This is a genomic window from Marinobacter sp. 1_MG-2023, assembly GCF_030549045.1.
Taxonomy (GTDB): Bacteria; Pseudomonadota; Gammaproteobacteria; order Pseudomonadales; family Oleiphilaceae; genus Marinobacter.
The window spans coordinates 1-24,256 of the sequence record NZ_JAUOST010000003.1 but is presented as its reverse complement, the minus strand read 5'-3'; the positions used below and the strand labels follow the sequence as shown (position 1 = coordinate 24,256).

The following is a 24,256-nucleotide window of genomic DNA, read 5'->3' as shown; positions in this document are numbered from 1 at the left end:
AACCTTTAATTCGGACGGATGGTGGAGTTGTCTGTCTCCGGCTCATAAGCTGGCAGTTTCAGTCTTACCCGTGTGCCAAGCCCGGTTGCCGGATCAGCAGGGCTTTCAACCTGAATGTTTCCGTAGTGTTCCTCGATAATGCTGTACACCAGCGATAAGCCCAGACCCGTTCCTTCATTGGTTGCTTTGGTGGTGTAGAAGGGCTCAAATACATGGTCAAGCTGGTCAACAGGTATTCCTGAGCCCTGATCAACGACTTCGATGATAGCCGAGTAGCCCTCATCCTTGCCAGTCACCCGGATTGATCCTCCCTCGGGCGACGCGTCCCTGGCGTTGGCCAAAAGATTGACAAAAACCTGCACAAGCCGTTGCTCATCGCCCAAGATCTGGAGTGTTTCCGGGCAATCGTTTATGTACCGGATTCCAAGCCCTTTGTCGCTCAGGGAGAGCAGGTTGATGGATTCGTCGACACAGCGACGGATGCATACGGGCTCATACCGGTTAGCCTGAGCATGGTTTCCCGTGCGGGAAAAATTCATTAAGGATTGCAGAATGGTGGATATGCGAAGTGTCTGCTGTTGAATCTGGCCGGCTGTGTCGAGAATGTCGGGGTTATCGGTTTCCAGTTTAAGGTTCTGTGCCAACGACGATATGCCTGTCACCGGGTTTCCGATTTCGTGTGCTACGCCTGCTGCCAGGCGCCCAACCGATGCCAGACGTTCGCTGTGCATCAACTCATCTTCCAGCAAGCGGATTTCCGTCTGGTCTTCTACCAGAATGATGCTCCCGCCATCCGGGTGGTCCGGGCCACTGAGGGCAGCCTTGTGAAGGTTGAGCCAGTGGGGTCTCCCTTTGAGATCCAGCCGGTGCTTGTAACGATGCAGATCTTTGCCGCTATTGAAGTCGTCCAGCAGGTGGTGCCAGTGATCTGGCAGAGCCATCAGGCGAGCGCCTACCACATCGTCTGCAGTGATGCCCGTGAGTGTCTCAATGGCGTGGTTCCACATGAGGATTTCACCGTCCTCGCCAACGGAGCAGGCGGGAATTGGCAGGTTTTGCAGGGTTTGACGGTAGTGTCTGCGAAGGTTGTCCAGCTCGCCTGCAAGGCCGGTCAGTCGGTTCTGGTAGTCTCCCAGGGTACGTTCTACATAGCGGATATCCTGAGCGGTACCGCCTCGGGTCATAGGTTTGAAACCCAGGTGGCGTTTAACCATATCCCGGGCCACTGATGGGCCCAGCAAGCCGGAGAGGTTGATTTCAACCTGATCGCGAAGCCGCCTTAGTTGATAGGGGCGGTACTCGACACTGGGGAGTTTCAGTTGCCCGAGGGCTCGCTCTACTTCCCGTTTTGCAACCCCCAAGCCAAGAGGCTCGGCCATCTGGCGGACAAAGTCAGCGGAGGAGCTTGCAAGCAGCTCTCGGCGCTGGGGGCGTGAGAGTGCACCCAGAGAGCAAGCCTGAGCGGCGCTCGTTTCCTCATTGGTACTTGAGCTCAGTACCGAAATCAGTGCGAACACTGTTACGTTTGCGGTCAGGCTGACAAACGTAAATATGTGCCAGTTGCTGTAATCCGGAACCAGAGGAGCGCCTAGCCATTCAAGCAGGTTGGCTGTGTGGGAGAAGGGAAGTACCAGTGTTATTGCCCAAATCAGCAGACCGACAACAAGTCCCGAAATCAATCCGCGGCGGTTGCCTTCAGGCCAGTAAATGACACCCAGGGCGCCAGGTAGTAGTTGCAGGGTGCCGGAAAGCGAAATCGCCCCAAGAATGGATAAGTCCAGATTTTTGCCAACAGTCTCGTGGAATAGCAGCGCCAGCAGGATGATTGCGGCAATCAGCAGACGTTTGATCCATTGCAGCCAGCGATAAATATCTCCCTGATCCTTCGGGGTCTTCAGTGGCAAGACCACGTGGTTCAGTACCATTCCGGCAAGAGCCAGTGTGCTGACAATCATCAGGCCGCTGGCGGCCGAGAGCCCGGCAACGTACATGAGAAGAGTAAGTGCCGGGCTTTCCAATGCCTGGGCAACACCGAGAGAGTAAAAACTTGGGCCAGTGGTCACCCCAAGTGCCTGCCCGCCCCACAGGATCAACGGCACGGGAATGCCCAGAAGCAGAAGGTAGAAGGGTAGTCCCCAGCTGGCCTTTGCCAGAGCTTTGGGTGAGGGATTTTCGCTGAACGTCATGTGGTACATATGCGGCAATACCAGTGCACCGGCAAACGACATCAGCATGAGTGCGCGCCAGCTACCGTCGTGAACGCTCAGGGACATGGTTGTGGCTGGGGCGGTATTGCCGGCCAACCAGGTCTCCAGGCCGCTCATGCCGTCAAATACACCGAAAAGAACAACGCCTCCAATGACCAGAAGGGCAATAAGTTTGACCAGTGAGTCGAAAGCGATGGCGAGCACCAGCCCTGGATGGTTTTCTGCACCTTGGTTGCGGCGGGCGCCAAACAGCATCGCAAACAACACCACGATAAGGCTGAACATAATGCTGATCAGACGTGGTGAGGTATCCGGAGCGAGGATGCTGGCGGATGTCGATACGGCCTTTATCTGCATACTCAGTAGAGAAAGAATGGCTACGCCAGAACACAGCGTCACCAGCGTCCCTGCCCACTGGCTGCGATACCGATAGGCAAAGAGGTCGGATAGTGAGGTCAGCTGATAGGCCCGGCCGATCCTCATGATGGGGTTGAGGAGCACGGGGGCCAGTAGGAAAGCTCCGCTGATACCGAGGTAATAGGCAAGAAAGCCGTAACCGGATTCAGCCGCCATGCCGACCGCAGCATAAACGGCCCAGATTCCGGCGTATACGCCCAGGCTCAGAGTGTAAACCAGCGGGTGGCGTACCCAGTGCCGGGGTACCATGCCACGCTCTGTCATCCAGGCAATACCGAACAGGATCACCAGGTACAGCAAGCTGGCAAGCAGAAGCCCTGAAGCACTAAAACTCATTGGGATCTCGCCGCCATTCAAGCCAGAAACCAATGGCTATAAGGCCTGCCCAGACTACGAAAGGGCTATACCAGGCGTTCCCGGGAGAGGTCCACCAATCAAGTATGTTGGGTGAAAAGATATAAATGGCCAGAACCAGCAGAAAAACCAGACGGTAGATATACATCAGGCATGCGATCCGCGCTGAAGTTTGTGAAAGGCTTTATACCATGACAGTCACCGGGATGTCAGGTGAACGGCTCCGCGATTCCAATGGGTGCAGGCCCATTTCAGAAGGTCGGCCGCTGAGCCGGTCAGCAATGGCTGCGGTGGTTGCTGGTTCAGGGCGGTTAATGCAGCGAAAAGATTTTCTACAGGAGCCTGGTTATCCAGCGCCGGGGCGCGGTTCTGTTTGGATAGTTTTTGTCCCTGATCGTTAACAATTACCGGAATATGAAGCCAATTTGGTGGCGTTGCCCCCAAGGCACGATAAATCTGCAATTGTTGAGCAGTCATGTCCAGTAGATCTGAGCCGCGAACCACATCGGTAATACCTTGTTCGATATCGTCAACCACTACGGCAAGCTGATAGGCAAAAAAGCCTTCTTTTCGCATAATAACCGGGTCATGAATTTCTGCGCGAACAGTTTGATGCTGCGGCCCCAGTAGTTGATCTTGCCAGTGACATTCTTCATCAGTGAGTGCAAAGCGCATGGCATAGGGCTGGGTGGATGTGGTGCTGCTGACATCCCTGCAACGCAAGGGGTGTCGGCCGTGATTGGCCTGGAGCTGTTTGCGTGAGCAGCTGCAGCGGTAGGCCCGGCCTATCCCTGACAGGTAATCAATGACTGAGTGATAGGCTTCGTGACGTCGGGACTGAAACAGTACCGGTGCGTCAGGAAACAAGTGGTGGGTTTCAAGGCTGTGAAGAATTTCGCCGGTTGCTTCCGGTGGTTCCCGCAGTGGATCCAGATCTTCAATCCGGATGAACCACAGCCCTTGACGGGATTTCGCTTCCAGGTAGCTCGCCAGAGCGGTAACCAGAGAGCCAAAGTGAAGTGGCCCAGTGGGTGAGGGGGCAAAGCGGCCCCGGTAAGTGCGAAGACTGGTCATGGATAAGGCTGATTGGCCGGCATCGCCTTAAAAGGCTGCGCCGGCCTGGTCGGGCCTGTTATCTCAGATGCCAGTTTGGCGTTCGCGGATTTCGGCCAGTGTTTTACAATCAATGCACAGCGTCGCTGTCGGGCGTGCTTCCAGGCGACGGGTACCGATTTCTACCCCGCACTGGTCGCAAAAGCCGTAATCGTCTTTGTCGATACGCTCTATAGTCTGATCGATTTTCTTGATCAGTTTACGTTCGCGGTCGCGGGTGCGAAGTTCCAGGCTGAATTCTTCTTCCTGAGTTGCGCGGTCACTGGGATCCGCGTAGTTTGCAGCATCTTCCTGCATGTGATGCATAGTGCGGTCTACTTCTTCCATGAGCTCCTGCTTCCACTGACGCAGTAGTTCCTTGAAGTGCTCCCGCATATCAGCACTCATGTACTCTTCACCCTTCTTCATTTCATAAGGGGTGAAGTTGGTGAAACGTTCGTTTGATGTATTTGCCATTTAACCCGGCCTCTTATTAATACTTCACAAGGACGCTTTGCTTCCCTGCGCGCCAGCCCCCGCTGCGGCGCGGCTATAACCTGGATGAAGCAGTCGTCCTGAAACGGGATTTGGCGGAAAATAGCAGATTAGTCACGGAGGTGCCAGCCTTGTGATGACCACTTCGCAGTTTGGAGAGCCCATGAAGTTTCCTGAACCCCTGATTGAGGGGCGTCTGATTCGACGTTATAAACGCTTTCTGGCAGATGTACGATTGCCGGATGGTACTGAGATAACCGCCCATTGTCCGAACACCGGCTCCATGCTGGGGTGCCAGCCGACCGATGGAAAAGTGTGGCTCAGCCGCAGTGACAACCCTGCGCGCAAGTTGCCGTATACCTGGGAACTTGTTGAAACCGAGCCCGGCACGCTGGCTTGTGTCAACACGGCAAGACCCAACGCGCAGGCGCGTGAGGCGATCGAGGCCGGCCGCATCAGCGAACTGGCCGGGTACAGTGATTGCCGGTCAGAGGTAAAGTATGGCGAAGAAAAAAGCCGGATTGATCTGCTACTCTCCGGCCATGAAACGGAGCCGGATGCCTGGGTTGAGGTAAAGAACGTCACCCTTATGCAAAATGGTCAGGGCTTCTTCCCGGATGCAGTAACAACCCGCGGGCAAAAACATCTGCGTGAGCTCATGGCTCAGGTGGTACTTGGCGACCGTGCAGTGCTGCTTTTCGTGGTGAATCATACGGGTATTGAAACTGTGCGGCCTGCCGATCATATCGACTCGCATTACGGTAAGTTGTTGCGTCAGGCGTGTGATGCGGGGGTTGAGGTTATGGCCTACAGGGCAAGGTTGGCACAGGATGATGGCAGACCATCCGGCGAAATGGCTCTGACAGAAGCTGTGCCGGTTATTCTGGAAGTCTGACTTCAAGGAACTCTTCGGTTTCCCGTATATCCAGAGCGGTAAGTGCATCACCCTGGCAAGGCCCGGCAATGCACTCACCGTCTCCCGGTTTGAACAGGGCACCGTGAGTGGAGCATTGGAGGAACAAGTTGTCGGTATCCATAAACCGACCCGGCATCCAGTTAAGCTCGACACCCCTGTGGGGGCACCTGTTCAGGTAGGCTCTGGGAGTAGAGCCGTCCAGAAAGATGAACCCCGTCTGGGGCAGGGTGTCCTCGCCCTGCGCTACAGTGGCCAGTGAAAACTCAACAAACTGGCTCGCCTGCAGGGTTTGTCTGGAGCACACGGGTTGCCACAGGATTGCTTGGATATCTGTCATTACTCAGAGCTGTACCGCATCCGCGTGCCGTGGTTCAGAGACATTAGGATTTCTTCGGCTCTCAGCCTTTGAGGAAAGAAACATCCGGAAATTTTTGCGCCGGCAAGGCTGGCCCCCTCCATATTTGCCTGGCTGAAATCAATGCCTCTGAGGTCAGCACCGCGAAAATAGGCGTGGCGCAGATCAAGCCCACCAGCATCCAGTCCGCGTAATTCCAAGCCCCGAAAATCGCCATGGGCAAAGCTGGGAAGCTCGCCTCGTGCCGATTTTTCGGCATTGAAGGCGGTAACATCCTCTTTGCGAAGAAGGTCGTAGAGCGGATCATTGATATGGCGCAGGGTGCCGGTTTCCATGATAAGTCCTTAAAGGCGTTCTGTTCAGGTTCTTCAGCAAGTGTAGTTTGCCGGGCTGTTTTGCGGCCTTGGGCGCAAGATGCTTACCTCGGAGGTAGGCCAAAATGCTGCCTTATTCTATCGGCAACTGCTTCCGCCACGTGTTCCTGTTCGGTGTGCAAGTGAGCGGTATAGGTGTTTTCTTCGTCCGTCAGGGGTTCGAACCAGTCTTTCTGGGCATCCAAAAGTTCCTCTGTTGCTTCTGAGGCGTCACCCTTGCGCTTACGTACCCATTCCTTGCGTAATTCCTCCGGGGCCTCGCAATGAATCAGCGCAAAGGGCACCCCCTGGCTTTCGGCAACGGCGGCAAACAGCGCGCGCTCTCGTTCTTTCAGGCAGGCGGCGTCAACAATAACCGGCAACCCCGCAGCGAGTATATCGCTGGCCAGCCCTGCCAGGCGTTCATAGGTTTTTTCATTGGCTTCGGAGGTGTACAGATTTCCTCCGGTGGGTGATTTGCTGTCTTCCAGCGGTGCGAGTCCATGCAGGCGTTTGCGTTCGACATCGGAGCGCAGGCGTATCAGGTCAAGCTCATGTGCTAAAGCGGCACTCACACAGGTTTTACCGCTGGCAGACAGGCCCACTGTGGCGAGCAGATAATGGTTCGGAATGCTGCTGTAATCTTCTGCCAGTTGGGCGTAATCGCGATAGCGCTGCATCAGGGACGCTTTTTCCTCTTCACTCAGGGCCGGGTTGGCCAGAGTGAAAAGTGCAATTTTGGCGCGCACCAGTGCCCGATAAGCCTTGTAGAGGGGCAACAGAGGCAAAGCCTCGAAGTCATCACGATACTCCAGGTAGGTATTGAGAACGAGGTTTGCAAGAGCAGGCTCGCGCCGCGATTCAAGATCCATCAACAAAAATGCGAGGTCGTTGATCACATCAATCCAGCGGAACGGCTCGTTGAATTCGATACAGTCGAAAACCGTTACCTTGCCGTCATATACAGTGATGTTCGCCAGGTGCAGATCGCCATGGCACTCCCGTACCAGGCCATCAGCTCGCCGCTTGGCAATCAGGTCGCGCTGGCGCTCGAAGGTGGTTTTTGTCCAGGCTTCGAGATTATCGAGTTGGCTCAGCAGGGCGCCGTCGTCAATCATCGGCCGGATCTGGTCAAAGTTTTCCTGCATGGCCTCGTAAACGGCTTCAGGCGTGCCCAAAGGTTTTTCGTCTGCTATCGGTTCCAGGCTGTCGTGGAAGGCGGCCACCTGTTGTGCGAGGCTGGACAGCAGCTCGGGTTTCAGAACCCCGGTCTCCTGCATGTGATCAAAAAGCTGATTCTGACGGAATTGACGCATTTTCAGCATGTATTCAAATGGCTCGCCCTCGCCCCCAATAACGGGCTGTTCCGGGCTTCCGGTAACAGGGATAACGTCCAAATAAAGTGGCTCCGCCAGGCGCCGGTTCAAACGCAGCTCTTCCTCACAAAAGTGCTTTCGACGATCCAATGTGGAGAAATCAAGAAACCCGAAATCCATGGGTTTTTTGATCTTATAGGCGTACTGGCCGGTCAGGATTACCTGAGAAATATGAGTTTCGATTATCTGGAATCCGTCAACCGGGTGGTCGTACAGCTCGGGGTTCTGCAGTGCCAGTAACAGATTGCCTGGGGATGTTTCACTCACGGTGTGCTCCTCGCTTCCCTGAACTCATTGATTTCTATTGTTCCATCATAACGGGCAGGTTACAGAAATAACACATAGTTGGCCTGCCTTATGTCCTGCAGCCTTCGTTATAATCTACTCATGAAAAAAAGCAGATCATCTTCGAAGCCAAATAGAAAATCTCCAAACAAAAACAGCCGGAAGGGGCAAGGGTCCTGGTTCTGGAAAATGTTTATCCGTGTGTCCGCCATAGGCCTTGTGTTGCTGGCGGGTTGGATGGTCTATCTCGATGCGGTGGTAACCGACCGGTTCGAGGGGCGGCGGTTTGAAGTGCCCTCGCGGGTTTATGCTCGCCCTCTGGAACTTTACAACGGCGCCGGTGTGAGTTCCGGAGCACTTGAGCGAGAGCTGGCGTTGGCTGGCTACAGAAAAGGTGATGGCGCAAAACCTGGAAGCTATCGTCGCAACGGCGGGCATTTTACGATCAGTACCCGGGGCTTCCGTTTTCCTGATGGTGATGAGCCGCGGCGCAAGCTTTCGTTGAATATCTATGGCGACCGGGTTCAGGACTTTTCCGTTTCAGCTGGTGATAGTGCGGCGATTGTAAGGCTGGAACCCGCGCGTATCGGCGGAATTTATCCTGCTCACAAAGAAGACCGGATTCTTGTGCGCCTGGATGAGGTTCCAACTCTGCTGCCTGTTGCGCTGATGGTGGTTGAAGACAGGAAGTTCTACGACCACTTCGGAATTGCTCCGGTTTCTATCGCTCGCGCCATGCTGGCGAATATGCGCGCCGGGAAAATCGTACAGGGCGGCAGTACTCTTACCCAGCAACTGGTAAAAAACTTTTTTCTTACTCGGGATCAGACCCTGCTGCGCAAAGGCAATGAAGCCTTGATGTCGATTCTGCTCGAACTGCATTACGAGAAAGACGACATACTGGAGACCTATCTGAACGAAGTGTACCTGGGACAAGCCGGCACCTGGAGTATTAATGGATTCGGGCTTGCCAGTCAGTTCTATTTTGGTGAATCACTGAAAGATCTGGATGTACATCAGATCGCCTTGCTTGTGGGTATGGTCAAAGGGCCGAGCTACTACAATCCTCGCCGCCATCCGGAGCGCGCCACACAGCGCCGGAACCTGGTTATCAGTGAGATGGAAGATGCAGGCCTTGTTGATGGGCCGAAAGCGGCCCGCGCCCGGGGCTTGCCATTAGGTGTCAGTGCTAAGCCCTCTTACTCGGAGAATCGTTATCCTGCCTATATCGATCTTGTTCGAAGGCACCTGGCGCGGGACTACAAAGAAGAGGACTTGCGCAGCGAAGGGCTACGAATATTCACTACACTTAACCCAGCCATTCAATACGCCGCTGAGTACGCAGTTACGGACACCTTGCCAAGACTGGCCAGCGGCGACACAGCTAAGGCCCTGGAAGCAACACTTGTGGTGACCGCCAAGGATACGGGGGAAGTGTTGGCTCTCGTTGGCGGAAAAGACCCGCAGTTCGCCGGCTTTAATCGGGCGCTGGACGCCAATCGCCCGATTGGTTCCCTGATCAAACCTTTTACCTACCTGACAGCGCTGGAGCAACCGGAGCGCTATACGCTGATGACGCCAGTACTGGACAAGTCTTTCACGCTGGAGTTTGACGACGGAAAGCGCTGGACACCTAAAAACTACGATGGTGAAGAGCGTGGGGAAGTCCCCCTGCATCGAGCCCTTTCAAAATCATACAATCTTCCGGCGGTCAGGGTTGGTCTGGATGTTGGTGTCCCGGCTGTTCGCAAGACCCTGCAAGACTTTGGTGTGGTTTCGCCTATTTCTGAATACCCTTCCATGCTACTTGGATCTGTTGCTATGAGCCCGGTGACCGTCGCTCAGATCTATCAGGGGTTGGCAACATCAGGGTTCAACACGCCGCTGCGTACAATCCGAGAAGTAACAGATGCCGGAGGGCAGGCACTTTCCCGCTACAGTCTCGAAGTGGATCAGGTTGCAGACCCGGCAGCTGTGCATCTGTTGCAGTATGCAATGCAGGAAACCATGCAGGAAGGTACGGGTCGCTCGGCTTATTATTCGGTCCCCAAGGAGCTGACCCTCGCCGGCAAAACCGGCACAACGGATGACGGTCGCGATTCATGGTTTGCCGGGTTCAGCGGTGATTTGCTGGCAGTTGCCTGGGTAGGGCGCGACGATAATGGTCCGACAGTTCTGACAGGCGCCACCGGGGCTTTGCCCGTATGGTCGCGCTTTATGGCACAGGTGCCACAACACGGGTTTTCCCCAGTGGTGCCCGATGGTGTGAGTTATCATTGGGTCAACCCTGAAAAGCAGGCATTAACCGACGAGTATTGCGATAATGCGCGCCTTCTGCCGTTTATATCGGGTAGCGAGCCGACACAGAAAGTGTCCTGTTCTGGTACCCTTGAACGGAAAATTCGAGGCTGGTTTGAAGGATTGTTCCAATGAGTAGGCAAGGTGTTTTTCACGCAGGTATGTTGGCCGCGCTTTTAAGCCTGGCGGGGTGCGCTACCGGCCCGGGAGAGAGTATTTATGTGCCCGCAGGAGGCCCTGAATCTGCGCCGGAACCACCACGCACCACGGAAAGTAAAGATGAACCGCAAGTCTGGCGCAAAAGCGAACAGCCTGAAACCAGTGAGCCGGAGCAGGTGCAGCGCAGTAACAAACCGAGTTACCGCGACGCCGGGGACGAACTGTCTCCTGCCGCCCTGAGCCTGGTGCGCGATGCAGACAACCTTTTGCAAAGTGGTGATGCCCAGGCAGCCATTGTTCGCTTGGAGCGAGCGCAGCGTATCGCGCCCAGGTCTGCAGAGGTCTATTTCAAACTTTCTGAAGCTTATGTGGCTGATAATAAGCTGGGGCCGGCTGAGCAGTTTACCCTGAAGGGTTTATCTTTGGCGGGTAACGATACTCGGCTGCAACGAGCAGGTTGGTTGCTGCTGGCGGATATTCGCCGGGCGCGGGGCAATGTGGCTGGGGCCAGCCAGGCAGAAGAGCGGGCCTCTGCCCTGTAACGCCTTTATATTTGAATGCTCCTGCCCGGAAACTCCCCGGGCAGGAGGCGGTTGTGCTTACAATCCAGCGTTTTTCAGCCGGTTGGCGTGTTGTTTGTAAACGGCTTTAGGGTCGGTTTCGAACAAGCTGTGCAGGCCCAGTGCCTGGTTTACTTCATCAAGATGGTTCATGAAGTAATTGTCCCGGATAATCTTGCCGAAGTGGCTGCTGCAACGCCCTACCAGGCCATCATTCTGGCTGGAGCCAAATGCCAGGCTGGTGGTGCCTAGCAGGGCATCAGACGGATCCAGAACGTTGGTGATCACACCTGTTCCGCCCCATGAGTAAAACCTTACTCCGTTTGCCGAGCTGGCTCCTTCTCCACAGGCGCTGGTAGGGATTCCGGCGGGTGCAAAACTATTGAACTCCGCACTGCCCTGAGCCGAGAGTGATTGCAGGCTGGCCTGGGCGTTCTGGTCATACCCCCCGCCCGAGAGCAGATCGATAAGGCCACCAAGGGCATTGGCCAGACTGTCTGCGAGCCCGCTTGCGGGAGACTCCACAATCAGGTCGGCGACGGCAGAGCCTTTGTGGGGTGAGCCGACGGAAGTGACAGAGGCCACCAGGTCTGGCCGAACCCGGGCAACATAACGGGCGGTTGGCCCCCCATGGCTATGGCCGATAAGGTTCACCTTGCCATGAACGGCCGCAATGGCTTCGACCTGTGGCAACAAGGCTTCGCCTCTGGCAATGGTGCTGTCCAGCGCGGGAACCTGCGTGGTATAGACGTCGGCACCATTTTTTCGGAGATCCTCTGCGATGCCATACCAGTAGTCAACGCCGATCAGAGCGTCAAAGCCAAACATGCCGTGAACCAGAACTACCGGATAGCGGGTGTCGGCATAGGTTGACGGATTCGGATTCCACCACCATGCGGCAGAGGGAGCTGACCAGGCAATAGTTACGACCAGTGCTAATGTTTTGATCCAGAGTTTCATTGTCTTTTCCTACAGTTTGATGTTGTGTTTGTTATTCAAACTGCGGCTCAACCTAACGGGTTGCTCCAGATACTGCATACCTTTGCCGAACGTGCCAAAGTTGCGGGGTGAGGCCTCTGTTTGCTGATTTCCGTATTGTTCTTGTTAAGTTTGTGCCGTCAGAGCATCTCTAATGAGATGTGGCCATAATTTGATCAGCAGGGGAGTCAAGTCAACGGCGGGAGGGGCAAATCTGATGTGTTAGCGCTAAAGTGTGACGATGTTCGCGAAGCTGGCCCGACAGGACATGTTTCTGTCGTGGGCCAGCCCGAAAAATTACGTGCCTGGTGTTTTAAAGCGTCGCCATAACTTTTTTCGCGGCTTTGATGGTATCCGCAATATCCTCATCGGTCAGTGCGGCGCTGGTGAAGCCAGCTTCAAAGGCTGATGGAGCAAGATAGATTCCCTCTTTCAGCATACCCTGGAAGAACTTCTTGAAGCGTTCCACGTCGCAGGCCATGACCTGCTCAAAGCGCGTAATGCTTGGTTCTTCTGTGAAGAAAAAGCCAAACATGGCGCCCGCGCCCTGAACCGCCAGCGGAATCCCGGTAGCGTCCGCAGCAGCCTTCAACCCGTCCCGTAGGGCGAGGGTTTTTTCAGTCAGGCGGTCGTGAAAGCCCGGCTCTGAAATAGCATTCAGGGTCGCAAGGCCAGCGCTCATGGCCAGAGGGTTCCCGCTCAGCGTGCCAGCTTGGTAAACAGGTCCGAGTGGGGAAATGTATTCCATTATCTCGCGCTTGCCGCCAAACGCGCCAACGGGCAGTCCACCGCCGATGACCTTGCCAAGCGCTGTCAGGTCCGGGGTTACGCCGTAGAGACCTTGAGCGCCGCCCAGGGATACCCGGAAACCACTCATTACTTCATCAAAAATCAGCACGGATCCGTGCTCGTCACAGACTTCCCGAAGGCCTTCCAGGAACCCCGGGACCGGGGGGATACAGTTCATGTTGCCAGCGACGGGCTCTACGATAATGGCGGCAATCCGGTCGCCCATTTCTGCAAAGGTTTTACGCACCCCATCGATATCATTGAAATCGAGAGTCAGCGTGAGTTCTGCCAGACAGGATGGAATGCCGGGAGAGTTAGGCACACCCAGAGTTAGCGCGCCAGAGCCAGCTTTTACAAGCAGCGAATCCACATGGCCGTGATAGCAACCTTCAAATTTCACGATGATGTCGCGGCCGGTATAGCCCCGGGCCAGGCGAATGGCGCTCATGGTGGCTTCTGTTCCGGAGTTCACCATGCGCACAAGATCAATGGAGGGCACCAACTCGCACACTTTACGGGCCATATCGGTTTCAATTGCCGTCGGCGCGCCATAGCCCACACCAAGATCTACCTGTGCATGCAAAGCATCTTTGATGCGCTGATCTGAATGGCCAATAATCATCGGGCCCCAGGAGCCGATATAATCGATGTACCTCTGACCATCCTCGTCGTAAAGGTACGCGCCCTGGGCATGATTAAAAAAGATCGGGGTGCCGCCCACACCGCGAAACGCGCGGACCGGTGAGTTAACGCCACCGGGAATGTATTTCTGAGCCTGTTCGAACAGGGTTTCGGAGTGCGTCATTTGAGAGTGCTCCTGTTATCGGGGTATTGAAAGAGTGGGTGGTGGCTGGCAAACAGCCTCTGAAACATTTTTGCTTTCTGTTCGATGTCTTCGGGGCTGCCCCCGAAGAGCCCTCCAACGACCGCCAACAGGTCGGCGCCTGCCCGAATAAGCCGCTCACCATTTTCTGTAGTGATGCCGCCGATCGCGGTGACTGGCAGATTGAAGCGTTTTGCTTTGGCCAGTGTGTCGGTTGCGGCTGCCGGAGCATCCGGTTTGGTTGTTGAGGTAAAGAAGCGACCAAAAGCCAGATAGTCCGCGCCAGCCTCCACGGCCTTTTTGGCCAGCGTGAGGTCGGCATGGCAAGTGATGCCGATAATCGCGTTATCTCCAAGCAGGCGGCGCGCTTCCGCGGCGGATCCATCTGACTGGCCAAGGTGCACGCCGGCAGCGCCCACGCGTTTAGCAAGCTCGGCATCATCGTTTATAAGCAATGGAACCTGGGCCGAAGCACATACTGATTGGAGATTTCTGGCTTGTGCCAGGCGTTCGGCCATCGAAGCGGACTTCTCGCGGTATTGGACCATCACTGTGCCGCCGCGAATTGCCGCCTCCACGGAAGCAATCAACGTTTCCGACGAGGTCAGCTGGCTGTCGGTAATCGCGTAAAGGCCGATTGGTACGGGTGTATTCATCGTTCCCACAGAATGCCCCGGTCGGGAACCGGCTGGCCTTTGCCTACCTCAAGTGCGTGCAAAATAGTACGGTGCACATAGTTCTGGGCTTGAGAGATGGCTGCACGGGGTGAGAGCCCCTGAGCTCGCCCGGCTGCAATGGCGGCTGCAAGCGTGCAACCGGTACCGTGGTATTCGCCGCCAATGCGCTCGATATGCCACGTCATGGGCGTCGGTGAATGGTTGTAAAGGGTATTTGTAATGCGAATGCCGGTGCCGTGGCCGCCCGTCGCAAGTACTGACACGCAGCCTTTCTCGAGCAATTTGCGTGCAGCCTCGTCCGGATTGGCGCTTTCGCCCAGCAGAGCAAGCTCTTCACCGTTCGGGGTGATCATCTCGGCCAATGGGAAAAGCCGCCCTTTCATGCGGGCAAGAATATCTTCATCCGCAAGATCACCTCCCCCAGCTGCCTTGACTACCGGGTCGGTAATAACCGGAATTTCCGGGTGTTTTTCAAGGAACTCTACGAGTACATCAACAACCGCAGCGTTTCCCAGGGCGCCGGTTTTGATGGCGTGTATGGGGGCGTCGTTGGAAATGCATTGGAGTTGCTGGCGAATCAGCTCGGGGTCCACAGCTTCGGCACCGTACACGTTTCTGGTGTCCTGGACAGTCAGGCAGCTGAGCACCGGTAGCGGGTGGCACCCCAGTGAAGTAATGGCCTGAATGTCCGCCTGGATGCCGGCGCCGCCGGAAGGGTCCAGGCCCGAAAGAACAAGTACCTGAGGGCGGGTGTAGTATCTGATGGCTAAAACTCCCTAGAAAGGTCTGACGACGGCGAGAATAACAACTGCCAGCAAGACGAATACCGGCAACTCATTGAACCAGCGGTAGAATACATGGCCGCGTGTGTTGAGATCATCACGAAACACTTTTACCAGGTGTCCGCAATAAAAGTGATAAACGATCAGTAAGGCCACAAGCACCAGTTTCGCGTGTAGCCAGCCCTGGCTGAAGTAGCCGGTTACATTATAACTAAGTAGCCACAGGCCAAAGATCACAGTGGCAATCATCGAAGGTGTCGTAATGCCCCGATAGAGTTTCCGTTCCATGACTTTGAAACGTTCACGCCCCGGCTCATCCTCGCAGGCGGCATGATATACAAACAGTCTCGGTAGATAAAAGATGCCGGCGAACCAGCACACCATGGAAATAATGTGGAAGGCTTTAACCCACAGCATTGATCAGCTCCGTCGATATTGATAATAGCTTTCGATGTCGGATTTAAGCACTACGCCATAAATCCGTTGAATCATTGGCGCCACGTGGCGTTGTACGTAAAGAGCTTCGGCGCTGGTTGTTTCAAACTCATTCAGTGCTTCTTCGAGTGTGGCCTGATACTGCACCGGCGCAATGTCACGCCGGTTGGCAGGGATATCCATCAGATCAATGGATTTCGGTGCCTCAGTCTCCTCATCGCTCGGAGTTTTCTCGGAGTCTTCCAGATATCGCGCGAGGTCGACGGCCGGCAGCAGAGAAGTTGGTCCGTTACTGCCTTCAACCACCAGCCATTTCGGTTCTGCAGTAAGCGCTTTTCGTGCTTCTTCGGCTGTCAGGTGTCTCTCGATACGCAGAATACTCTTGTCCATGATCGCGGCCACAGAGACCCTGCGCAAGGCCTGAATAACCGGTGAACTCTGATAACTCAGCCCCTGGCTTTTCAACACGGTCAGGAACAGGGATTTTTTTCCGAAAGCCTCGCTGGTGATGAGGGTCGAGATGGTGATGATAAGCATGCCCGGGAGAATGATGTGAGGGTTTCGGGTCAGTTCCATGAGTGCCATGAGCGCAGCCAGCGGTGCTTGCAATACTGCGCCCATCATGGCGCCCATGCCGAGCATCGCATAAAAACCAACGGATGATGCATGGTTCGGTATGATCTCGGCACCGATCAGCCCCATGGCTCCGCCAAGCGTTGCGCCCATGAACAGCGTTGGGCCGATAATGCTACTGGGCATCCCCAGTCCAACGGTCAGGGCGGTAATTACAAGTTTAGCCACCCCAACACTGAGGAGCAGCCAGAAGCCCAGTTCTCCATTAATGGTTTCGTTAACAGTGTCGTAGCCGATTCCCATGGTCTGAGGTACCAATATGGCAACAGGCACCATCAATGCCCCGGCTGTGATCACCCGAAGTAGAATCGGCCGGTGATTGAATCGGCCCATGGAGTCGACCAGGTGGATAAACAGTGCTGCCGAGATGCCGATAATAACGGCAATAACCAGAATCCAGGGTATCTCTAGCAATGAGTTCATGGTCAATGCCGGCACACTGAAAGCAGGCTCCGGACCGTACACAAACTGCGTTACGAAAGCGGCGCTGACCGAGGCAAGAATGATTGGGGTAAAGCCCGCTATGGTGTATTCCATCATCACCACTTCCATAGCGAAAATGACCCCGGATATAGGGGTGTTGAATGAAGCCGATATCGCAGCGGCGCAGCCGCAGGCGACGAGAGTACGGATACTGTTATTCGGCAGCCTCATCCATTGTCCCATCAGGCTGGAGAATGCTGCACCCAGATGCACTGCCGGGCCTTCTCGGCCAGCGGACTGCCCCGTAACGACTGTTGTGACGCCAACAATGAACTGAATAAAAGCACTTTTGGCGGTAATGTAACCCTGGTGGTAGTTAAGGCGTTCCATGACATGGGCCACACCGACTTTGCGGTCATGAGTGGCCAGTTGGTGTAAAAAGAACCCCAGGCCAAGCGCGCCGGCAAAAGGAAGGATTCCTCTTGTAAGTATATCCAGGTTCTCGAAGGCTTCAGATGGAAACGCCTCAGAGCCGTCGCCGGGCAGGAAATACCCCAGGGGCCATTCAATAGCCAGGCGGAAAACCAGAATCACTCCCCCGGTCACCAATCCTGATAGCAGGCCGAGAATCGCCAGCTGGGGCAGCGAATCAACGCCGGACATCCTGCGCGGAAACGCGCTGGCCAGTTTTTCGCCAAGCTGATGCCAGAGTTTTTTCATGGATGCCGGTGTTCCGGAACAAGTGGGGTGGCCCGCCAAAGGGATTCTGACAACATTGTAACTGTCGCCCCGTAAGCTGCAATAAGTCCTTGGTTTATCATGGTAGACTTCGACATTAAACTTTTAAATCCTGATACGACGTCGCTGGAGAGAATGGTGATTAAAGTAGGTATCGTTGGCGGCACCGGGTACACCGGCGTCGAGCTGCTTAGAATTCTCGCAGTTCACCCGGAGGTTACGGTGAACTGCATTACTTCCAGGTCGGAGGCGGGCATGCCTGTGGCCGATATGTATCCGAACCTTCGCGGACACTTTGATCTCGTGTTCTCCGAGCCGGGTCCCGGTGTGCTGGCGGAGTGTGATCTGGTCTTTTTTGCGACACCACACGGCGTCGCAATGCGGATGATTCCGGAGTTGATGGCCACTGGTGTGCGAGTTGTTGATCTATCGGCGGACTTCCGTCTCAAGGATCTGAAGGTCTGGTCTGAGTGGTATGGTATGCCTCACGAAGCGCCGGAGTGGGCCGAGAAGGCAGTTTACGGACTGCCCGAACTGATGCGCAGCGAAATCTCCAAAGCGCAGCTGGTAGCGAACCCGGGGTGCTATCCTACGGCGGTTCAGCTCGGCTTCCTGCCGCTGTTGGAACACGGGCTGGTAGATTCCTCCCGGTTGATTGCAGACGCAAAATCCGGTGCGAGTGGCGGTGGTCGGCAGGCGAAAATTGGTATGCTGCACGGCGAAGTAAGTGAAAGTTTCAAAGCCTACGGCGCTTCGGGACATCGGCATTTACCCGAAATTCGTCAGGGTTTGTCGGCAGCGGCAGGCGTCGGCACTGGTGTGACATTTGTCCCCCATCTTGTTCCGATGATCCGGGGTATTGAGGCGACGCTTTATGCGGAACTGAAGGATCCGGCTGACTTCGAACGTCTGCAGGGGTTGTTTGAGGCGCGCTATCGTGATGAGCCGTTCGTGGATGTGATGCCTTTTGGCAGCCACCCGGAAACCCGCAGCGTGCGGGGGGCGAACGTATGCCGCATGGCGCTGCACCGGCAGGAGCAGAGCAATATCGTTATTGTCTCTTCTGTTATTGATAACCTTGTTAAAGGTGCGGCTGGCCAGGCCGTTCAGAATATGAACATTATGTTCGGCCTTAAAGAAACACTGGGTCTTGAAGCACCAGCATTACTGCCCTGAGGAACCTGAGTGAGCGAACAACGCAAACCGGCCGAAGAATATGTGGTTATCCGCCACCGGCCGGGATATCGGGTCAAACGGGCGGTAATTCTGGCTGTGTTTACGCTCGCGGCAGCGGCCGCCGGCTATGCAGCCGGGCTGGCGCAGGGAGGTTTTCGTTTCACCAGTGCAGAGGCCTCCAATGAGCAGCTAGAGGTGAAGGTTGCAGCGCTCGAGTCGAACTATCGTGAAGCTCGTCAGCAGTTGGTCAACCTTGAACGCGGTAAGTTGATTGACGAGCAGGCGCTGAATCAGGCTCGTAAAATCATCGTTGACCTGGAGACCCGGGTCGGTGATCTGAAGTCTGACCTGACCTTTTACAAGAACATCATGGCGCCCTCGGAGACCAGCAAGGGCTTGCAGGTCGATCGCTTTACCCTAGCCAGCGACCGCCAGGCCGGCGCTTATAACTTCAAGCTGGTACTGACTCAGGTTGGCAACAACAAGAGTTATATTTCGGGTCTCGTGGCCGTTAACATTATTGGTATGCGGGATGACGAAAAAGAAGTCATCGCATTGCGCGATCTTTCTCAGGAGATTGAAGATCTTGGCGTGAAATTCCGCTTTCGGTATTTCCAGGACGTGGAGGGTAAGCTGGCCCTGCCTGATGATTTCGAACCACTTGAAGTGCAGGTGGTTGCTCAGGCTGAAGGACGCAAATCCTCACAGGCTGAACGCACATTCGACTGGGATGATTTAACGGAGAATTAGAATGCTTGGCAAAAAGAAACAGAAACCCCGCCGGCCTGCTGGCAACTTTGACACACTGATCTCATCGCGCACGACGATCGAGGGCGATGTGCACTTTTCCGGTGGTTTGCACGTCGACGGCCATATTCGCGGCAAAGTGCTGGCCGAGGAGGGCAGTGATGCCGTTTTACGAGTATCGGAGGTGGGCGAGATTACTGGTGATATTGCGGCACCCCACGTTATTGTTAACGGGACAGTTCATGGTGACGTCTACGCGTTTGCTCATCTGGAGCTGGCAGAGAAGGCCGCTATTAATGGCAGTGTTTACTATAACCTGATCCAGATGGCCATGGGGTCGTCCGTAAATGGCAACCTTGTTCACCAGCGAGAGCCCTCCGGGTTACTAACGCAGGACAAGGCGCCCGCTTCTGCGACTGCTGACACTTTGGTTAGCGCTGAGGTTGACGAGCTGCCAGAAGGCGATGGTGGAAAATCCGAATAGTTGATTGTTTTACTCAGGAATACCATAATCACTCCAGTTGTATCAGGTAATCCGGAGGCGAACTTGAGTGTAGTTCAGCAACAAGTGGCAGCGCCGCTGTTTTTCAGCGATAGCGCAGTCAAAAAAGTACGTGAGCTGATTGAGGAAGAGGGAAACTCCGACCTCAGGCTGCGCGTGTTCGTAACGGGCGGTGGCTGTTCCGGATTTCAGTACGGGTTCTCATTTGACGAAAGTCAGGATGAAGATGACACGGCTGTGGAGCGGGACGGTGCTGTTCTTCTAGTCGATCCTATGAGCTATCAGTATCTTGTGGGAGCCACTATTGACTACCAGGAAGGTCTCCAGGGATCCCAGTTTGTAGTGCAGAACCCGAATGCCAGTTCCACCTGCGGCTGCGGCAGTTCGTTCACGATCTAAAAATACTCGAAGAATTATGGCCAGCTGTTCGTGAAAAGAACTGTTGGCTCAGGCGGGATAGATAGCGCCCAGTATTCTGGGGCCTTTTGCTCCTGTCACTTCCGCGAGATTTCCGGGCTTTCGCTTCATCGTTTGGCGAGCCAGCCACGCAAACGCAGTTGGCTCTACCCACTGGGGGTCGAGGCCCAGCTCCGCAGTATCGAGTATGCGGATCGGGCTGAGGGCCTGAGAAAGCTCCCGCATCAGCAATCTATTACGCGTCCCCCCTCCGCAAGCGTATACCGTCATGGCGGGCGATTGAGGCATCTGCCGGATCGCCGTTATCACTGTCAGCTGCAGCAGTGTGCGCTGAACGTCTTCAGGTCGGGTTTCTTCGTGCCGCTTCACCTGGGTTTTAACCCATTCGATATTGAACTTCTCTTTCCCGGTGCTTTTCGGAGCGGGGCGGTCGAAGTAAGCGTCGGAGAGCATGTCGGTTAGCAGAGCCTGATCAACGATCCCTTCCTGTGCCCAATGCCCGTCTGCATCAAAGGGTCGCCCGGTTTGATCTTGGCACCAGGCATCCATCAAGGCGTTGGCGGGCCCGGTGTCAAATCCGGTTACTGGAGTGCCGGGGGTGGAAGGAATCCAGGTTATATTCGCGATGCCACCAAGGTTCAGAATGCACCTGTCCTCGGTTTCAGAGCCAAAGAAATGTTGATGAAATGCGGGAACCAGCGGGGCTCCCTGTCCTCCCGCTGCCATATCCCGACTCCGGAAGTCTCCTACCGTTGTAATCCCGGTCCTTTCTGCAATGATGGCAGCGTTCCCGATCTGCAGGGAAAACCGGCCCGGGCCTGAAGGTTGGTGACGCAGAGTCTGGCCATGGCTACCGATCGCTCGAATTGATGACTTATCCAGGTTGGACTTGTGTATCAGGTGTTCTGCGGTCTCAGCGAATAGCACGCCTGTCAGCGTATCAAGTTCGCCCACTTCATCGGGTGTCGCATGATTCTGGCTCGCGAGAACCAGGCGTTGACGGAGCTCTTCCGGATAGGGGGTGGAATGCGTTTCGTGGATGTGGACAGTTTCACCCTGGAAGGACACCAGCACGGCATCTATGCCATCCATGCTGGTGCCGGACATCAGCCCTATCCAGGTATCCATTGCTGTTTAGTCGTCCGACGCGAGAGCAAGTTGCTGATAGTTGGTTCTGAAAGTTTCAAACTGTGCAACCTGCCTATCGGTAGCCATTTTGAACCGCGCCATTTCAGAGGCTGGAATGGGCTGAGCGTCCGGGAGTTTTACGGTTCTGGAATTCCGCGGTGACCCGTTAAGTCGGAATTCATAATGCAGGTGGGGGCCGGTTACCATGCCAGAGGATCCGACATAACCGATCGTTTCGCCCTGCTTTACCCGCGCTCCATTTTTCATTCCTTTGCCAATTCTGCTCATATGGGCGTATAGGGTGGTGATGTTATCGCCGTGTTTCAGGACGACTGTGCGGCCATAACCACCCTTCCAGCCCGAAAACTGAACTCTGCCATTGCCCGCGGCTTTGATCGGCGTACCCGGGGGCGCAGCGTAATCTGTGCCTTCGTGCGGGCGAACAACGTCGAGAACAGGGTGGCGGCGCTGAAGGTTAAATGGGGAAGAAACCCTCGCGCTTATCGGTGTGCGCAAAAAAGCCTTGCGCATACTTTTTCCATCTGGCGTGTAGTAATCGCTGTCGCCGTTGCTATCTGTATAAAGCAGAGCAATATTTTCTTCGCCCCGGTTTATGAAGCGGGCAGACAGGATACGGCCGGTGTTGAACTTTTCTCCGTCAAGATACAGTTCCTCATAGACCACCTCGAACTGATCGCCCTTGCGAACATCGTATACAAAATCGATGTCCCAACCGAAAATTCCGGCGAGTTCCATCGTCAGCCGGTCGTTAAGGCCTGCATCACGAGCGGCAAGGTAAAGAGAGCCATCAATTGTGCCGGAAGCAAATGCAGGCTTGGATTCGGGCTCTCGTATTTCTGTCAGGCCTTCGTAAGAATTTTCCTGTCTTTCGATCTTTAATGATTCCAGCAAGCTGCGCTGAAGCTCTATTGCAGCAAGCTCACCTTCGCTATCGGTTGCGAAGCGAATGGTCTCGCCGGCGTAGAGGCGCTGTAATTTATCGGCTTCACCTTCTCCGTGGATAACAGAAAGCATGATGCCGTCGTTGAATCCCGCCATCTTGAAGAGGGAGGACAAGGTGTCGCCAGACTTGATGTCAAATGTTTGCCAGTTCAGGTGTGGCTTCGAATCAGGCGCTACAAGTTTCTCGGCTTGAGGGGTGGCATCCAGCTGGTCGGCGACAACGACAACACTCTTATTTGGAGATGCTTCGGGCTCTTGCTGCTGTTTTTGGGAGATAATTTCTGATGCGCTGCCCTGTTCCAGATCAAGGGCATAAGACATTCGTTTTGCCTCAACATCTGCGCTGGGGCTCATCAGAATAGCAGCAGTAACCACCACGGTTGCAGTGGCAGCAATGGTAATGTGGGTCTTTGGGAATGTTTTCAGCACGTGTTGCATCCGTTTTTAATCGGTATTCCGGTAGCTTGAGCTATCTAATTAAAGCTGTTGTTCAGGTATAAACCAACAGATTACCGTATAAAAAGCATGTGGAACAGCGCATAACATTACGGTTGTTGCGCTGTCCGCCGGATTTCTTGTGGCGTCATTGTTATAATGCGCCGGCCCTAATGGTCAGGTTTTGTTTAAAAACTGAACACTTACACTCTAGCAGGGCGCCGGGTAACTCACAGATTTCTTTTGTTGAAGTCTGTAACAGATAATTTCGTGAAACTGATTGGGGACAAGTAATTCATGGCACCTATTGATGAAGCGCTGGCGGTAATAAAGCGAGGCGTAGACGAGCTGATTCCGGAAGATGACCTGATTGCAAAGCTAAAGGAAGGTCGTCCCCTGCGCATCAAGGCCGGTTTTGATCCGACTGCTCCCGACCTCCACCTTGGGCATACTGTTCTTATAAACAAGCTGCGCCAGTTTCAGGATCTGGGTCATGAGGTGATTTTTCTGATTGGTGATTTTACCGGGAAAATCGGCGATCCCACGGGCAAAAGCGCTACCCGGCCACCCCTGACGGATGAGCAGGTTGCGCAGAACGCGATTACCTATAAAGAGCAGGTGTTCAAGATCCTGGACCCTGCGAAAACCAGGGTTGCATTCAACTCCGAGTGGATGAGCAAAATGGCCGCGTCCGACATGGTTCGTTTGGCGGGTCAGTATACGGTTGCGCGAATGCTGGAGCGGGACGACTTCACCAAGCGTTACCGGGCAGAGCAGCCGATAGCCATTCACGAGTTTCTCTACCCATTGATACAAGGTTACGACTCGGTTGCCTTGGAGGCCGACGTTGAATGTGGCGGTACCGATCAGAAGTTCAATCTCCTTATGGGACGTATTCTGCAGAGGCAATATGGGCAGTCGCCCCAGGTGGTGCTCACCATGCCAATCCTGGAGGGGTTGGATGGCGTGCAGAAAATGTCTAAGTCTTTGGGTAACTATATAGGTGTTAACGATTCGCCCGGCGAAATGTACACCAAGCTTCTGTCGGTGCCGGATGAATTGCTGTGGCGCTACTTTGAGCTTTTGAGCTTCCGCCCCCTTGCGGAGGTAAGTGAATTTCGGGCAGCGGTAGGCGAAGGAGGCAATCCCCAAGACTACAAAAAGCTGCTGGCAGAAGAGATTATCACGCGCTTCCATAGTGAAGAGGATGCCAAGACGGCACATAAGTCAGCAGGTAACAGAGTTGCACTTGGTGCAATTCCAGAGAATGTGCCTGTTGTCGAAGTTTCACTGGAGGGTCAGCCGGAGATTTTGATGGCATCAGTGTTGCGCCTGGCTGGTCTCGTAAAGAATGGCGCGGCAGCGCGGGACGTTCTTGGTCGTGGAGCCGTTTTTGTAGATGGCGAGAAGTTTGAGGGCGATCGGGCGTTTGTAGAGGGAGACAATTGCGTGATTCAGGCTGGAAAGAAGAAAATAGCCCGGGTTTTGATCACTGCTTGATCGATTTCAGGGCATTTTGAATTTATTTCAAAATGCCCGTTGACAGATCTGCGTGTGTCTGTAGAATGCGCATCTCCTTCGAGGGACACACCGCTGAGGCGGGTTGGAACGAGAAGGGCAACTGTTTGAAAGTATTGAAGAAAACGAGTTTCAAGTTTCTTTAATTAAACGGTTGACAAGGTGGCGAGACGATGTAGAATACGCCTCCTGATTGAGCAACGGCTCAAACGCTCTTTAACAAAT

Annotated in this window: 23 protein-coding genes; 8 read left to right on the top strand and 15 right to left on the bottom strand. The window is 54.6% G+C overall.

The window, feature by feature from the left end; all coding sequences use genetic code 11:
• Positions 1-5 precede the first annotated feature (5 nt).
• The 4 genes from Q4606_RS09550 to dksA form a co-directional block, all read right to left on the bottom strand.
• Positions 6-2,960 carry an ATP-binding protein gene (locus Q4606_RS09550; RefSeq protein ID WP_303607381.1) on the bottom strand — a complete coding sequence of 985 codons (2,955 nt, stop codon included), beginning with the start codon at positions 2,958-2,960 and terminating at the stop codon, positions 6-8.
• Entirely contained in the window at positions 2,950-3,126 is a 177-nt protein-coding gene (locus tag Q4606_RS09545; RefSeq protein WP_291946205.1) for a hypothetical protein, read from the bottom strand. Before Q4606_RS09545 ends, Q4606_RS09550 begins: the two co-directional genes overlap by 11 nt.
• A gap of 50 nt (positions 3,127-3,176) precedes the next feature.
• Complete coding sequence (gene gluQRS, locus Q4606_RS09540) at positions 3,177-4,052, bottom strand: tRNA glutamyl-Q(34) synthetase GluQRS (RefSeq protein ID WP_303607380.1); 876 nt, start codon at positions 4,050-4,052, stop codon at positions 3,177-3,179.
• Positions 4,053-4,115: 63 nt separating this feature from the next.
• Positions 4,116-4,547 (bottom strand): RNA polymerase-binding protein DksA, encoded by a 432-nt coding sequence (dksA, locus tag Q4606_RS09535; protein ID WP_303597675.1) that lies wholly within the window; start codon positions 4,545-4,547, stop codon positions 4,116-4,118.
• 181 nt (positions 4,548-4,728) lie between these two features.
• Between dksA and sfsA the strand changes: the two genes are divergently transcribed.
• Positions 4,729-5,460, top strand: a complete 732-nt coding sequence (gene sfsA, locus Q4606_RS09530) for a DNA/RNA nuclease SfsA (protein WP_303597676.1) — start codon at positions 4,729-4,731, stop codon at positions 5,458-5,460.
• On the opposite strand, the gene Q4606_RS09525 is transcribed toward sfsA, so the two are convergent.
• The 3 genes from Q4606_RS09525 to Q4606_RS09515 form a co-directional block, all read right to left on the bottom strand.
• Positions 5,444-5,818: a Rieske 2Fe-2S domain-containing protein gene (locus tag Q4606_RS09525; protein WP_303607379.1), complete on the bottom strand. Its 375-nt coding sequence runs from the start codon at positions 5,816-5,818 to the stop codon at positions 5,444-5,446. The genes sfsA and Q4606_RS09525 overlap by 17 nt on opposite strands.
• Complete coding sequence (locus tag Q4606_RS09520; RefSeq protein WP_303597678.1) at positions 5,818-6,171, bottom strand: pentapeptide repeat-containing protein; 354 nt, start codon at positions 6,169-6,171, stop codon at positions 5,818-5,820. Before Q4606_RS09520 ends, Q4606_RS09525 begins: the two co-directional genes overlap by 1 nt.
• Before the next feature lie 83 nt (positions 6,172-6,254).
• Positions 6,255-7,832, bottom strand: coding sequence for a bifunctional aminoglycoside phosphotransferase/ATP-binding protein (locus tag Q4606_RS09515; RefSeq protein WP_303607378.1), 1,578 nt, complete (start codon positions 7,830-7,832; stop codon positions 6,255-6,257).
• 120 nt (positions 7,833-7,952) lie between these two features.
• Here Q4606_RS09515 and mrcB point away from each other — a divergent pair, with 120 nt between their 5' ends.
• Together mrcB and Q4606_RS09505 are read left to right on the top strand one after the other, a co-directional pair.
• Positions 7,953-10,283, top strand: coding sequence for a penicillin-binding protein 1B (gene mrcB, locus Q4606_RS09510; RefSeq protein WP_368502311.1), 2,331 nt, complete (start codon positions 7,953-7,955; stop codon positions 10,281-10,283).
• Positions 10,280-10,849, top strand: a complete 570-nt coding sequence (locus Q4606_RS09505; RefSeq protein WP_303607376.1) for a tetratricopeptide repeat protein — start codon at positions 10,280-10,282, stop codon at positions 10,847-10,849. Before mrcB ends, Q4606_RS09505 begins: the two co-directional genes overlap by 4 nt.
• A gap of 57 nt (positions 10,850-10,906) precedes the next feature.
• Here Q4606_RS09505 and Q4606_RS09500 read toward each other — a convergent pair whose 3' ends face one another.
• From Q4606_RS09500 to Q4606_RS09475, 6 genes are all read right to left on the bottom strand, one after another.
• Positions 10,907-11,827, bottom strand: a complete 921-nt coding sequence (locus tag Q4606_RS09500; RefSeq protein ID WP_303607375.1) for a triacylglycerol lipase — start codon at positions 11,825-11,827, stop codon at positions 10,907-10,909.
• Between the two features lie 331 nt (positions 11,828-12,158).
• Positions 12,159-13,439, bottom strand: a complete 1,281-nt coding sequence (gene hemL / locus Q4606_RS09495; RefSeq protein ID WP_303597683.1) for a glutamate-1-semialdehyde 2,1-aminomutase — start codon at positions 13,437-13,439, stop codon at positions 12,159-12,161.
• Entirely contained in the window at positions 13,436-14,122 is a 687-nt protein-coding gene (gene thiE / locus Q4606_RS09490; protein WP_303607374.1) for a thiamine phosphate synthase, read from the bottom strand. The genes hemL and thiE overlap by 4 nt, the downstream gene beginning before the upstream one ends.
• Entirely contained in the window at positions 14,110-14,898 is a 789-nt protein-coding gene (locus Q4606_RS09485; RefSeq protein ID WP_368502312.1) for a hydroxymethylpyrimidine/phosphomethylpyrimidine kinase, read from the bottom strand. The genes thiE and Q4606_RS09485 overlap by 13 nt, the downstream gene beginning before the upstream one ends.
• A 12-nt stretch (positions 14,899-14,910) precedes the next feature.
• A complete protein-coding gene (gene hemJ / locus Q4606_RS09480; RefSeq protein ID WP_303607373.1) occupies positions 14,911-15,333 on the bottom strand; it encodes a protoporphyrinogen oxidase HemJ in 423 nt (140 codons plus the stop codon).
• Between the two features lie 3 nt (positions 15,334-15,336).
• Entirely contained in the window at positions 15,337-17,127 is a 1,791-nt protein-coding gene (locus tag Q4606_RS09475) for a chloride channel protein (protein ID WP_303607372.1), read from the bottom strand.
• Between the two features lie 156 nt (positions 17,128-17,283).
• Here Q4606_RS09475 and argC point away from each other — a divergent pair, with 156 nt between their 5' ends.
• From argC to erpA, 4 genes are all read left to right on the top strand, one after another.
• Entirely contained in the window at positions 17,284-18,321 is a 1,038-nt protein-coding gene (argC, locus tag Q4606_RS09470; RefSeq protein WP_303607585.1) for an N-acetyl-gamma-glutamyl-phosphate reductase, read from the top strand.
• 9 nt (positions 18,322-18,330) lie between these two features.
• Positions 18,331-19,071 carry a DUF6776 family protein gene (locus Q4606_RS09465; protein WP_303597687.1) on the top strand — a complete coding sequence of 247 codons (741 nt, stop codon included), beginning with the start codon at positions 18,331-18,333 and terminating at the stop codon, positions 19,069-19,071.
• A 1-nt stretch (position 19,072) separates the two neighbouring features.
• Positions 19,073-19,552, top strand: coding sequence for a polymer-forming cytoskeletal protein (locus Q4606_RS09460; RefSeq protein WP_303597688.1), 480 nt, complete (start codon positions 19,073-19,075; stop codon positions 19,550-19,552).
• A 63-nt stretch (positions 19,553-19,615) separates the two neighbouring features.
• Positions 19,616-19,969 (top strand): iron-sulfur cluster insertion protein ErpA, encoded by a 354-nt coding sequence (gene erpA / locus Q4606_RS09455; protein ID WP_303597689.1) that lies wholly within the window; start codon positions 19,616-19,618, stop codon positions 19,967-19,969.
• Positions 19,970-20,017: 48 nt separating this feature from the next.
• On the opposite strand, the gene Q4606_RS09450 is transcribed toward erpA, so the two are convergent.
• Positions 20,018-21,115, bottom strand: coding sequence for an anhydro-N-acetylmuramic acid kinase (locus Q4606_RS09450; RefSeq protein WP_303597690.1), 1,098 nt, complete (start codon positions 21,113-21,115; stop codon positions 20,018-20,020).
• A 6-nt stretch (positions 21,116-21,121) separates the two neighbouring features.
• Positions 21,122-22,507: a peptidoglycan DD-metalloendopeptidase family protein gene (locus Q4606_RS09445; RefSeq protein WP_303597691.1), complete on the bottom strand. Its 1,386-nt coding sequence runs from the start codon at positions 22,505-22,507 to the stop codon at positions 21,122-21,124.
• A 303-nt stretch (positions 22,508-22,810) separates the two neighbouring features.
• Between Q4606_RS09445 and tyrS the strand changes: the two genes are divergently transcribed.
• Positions 22,811-24,013, top strand: a complete 1,203-nt coding sequence (tyrS, locus tag Q4606_RS09440; RefSeq protein WP_303607371.1) for a tyrosine--tRNA ligase — start codon at positions 22,811-22,813, stop codon at positions 24,011-24,013.
• Positions 24,014-24,256 lie beyond the last annotated feature (243 nt).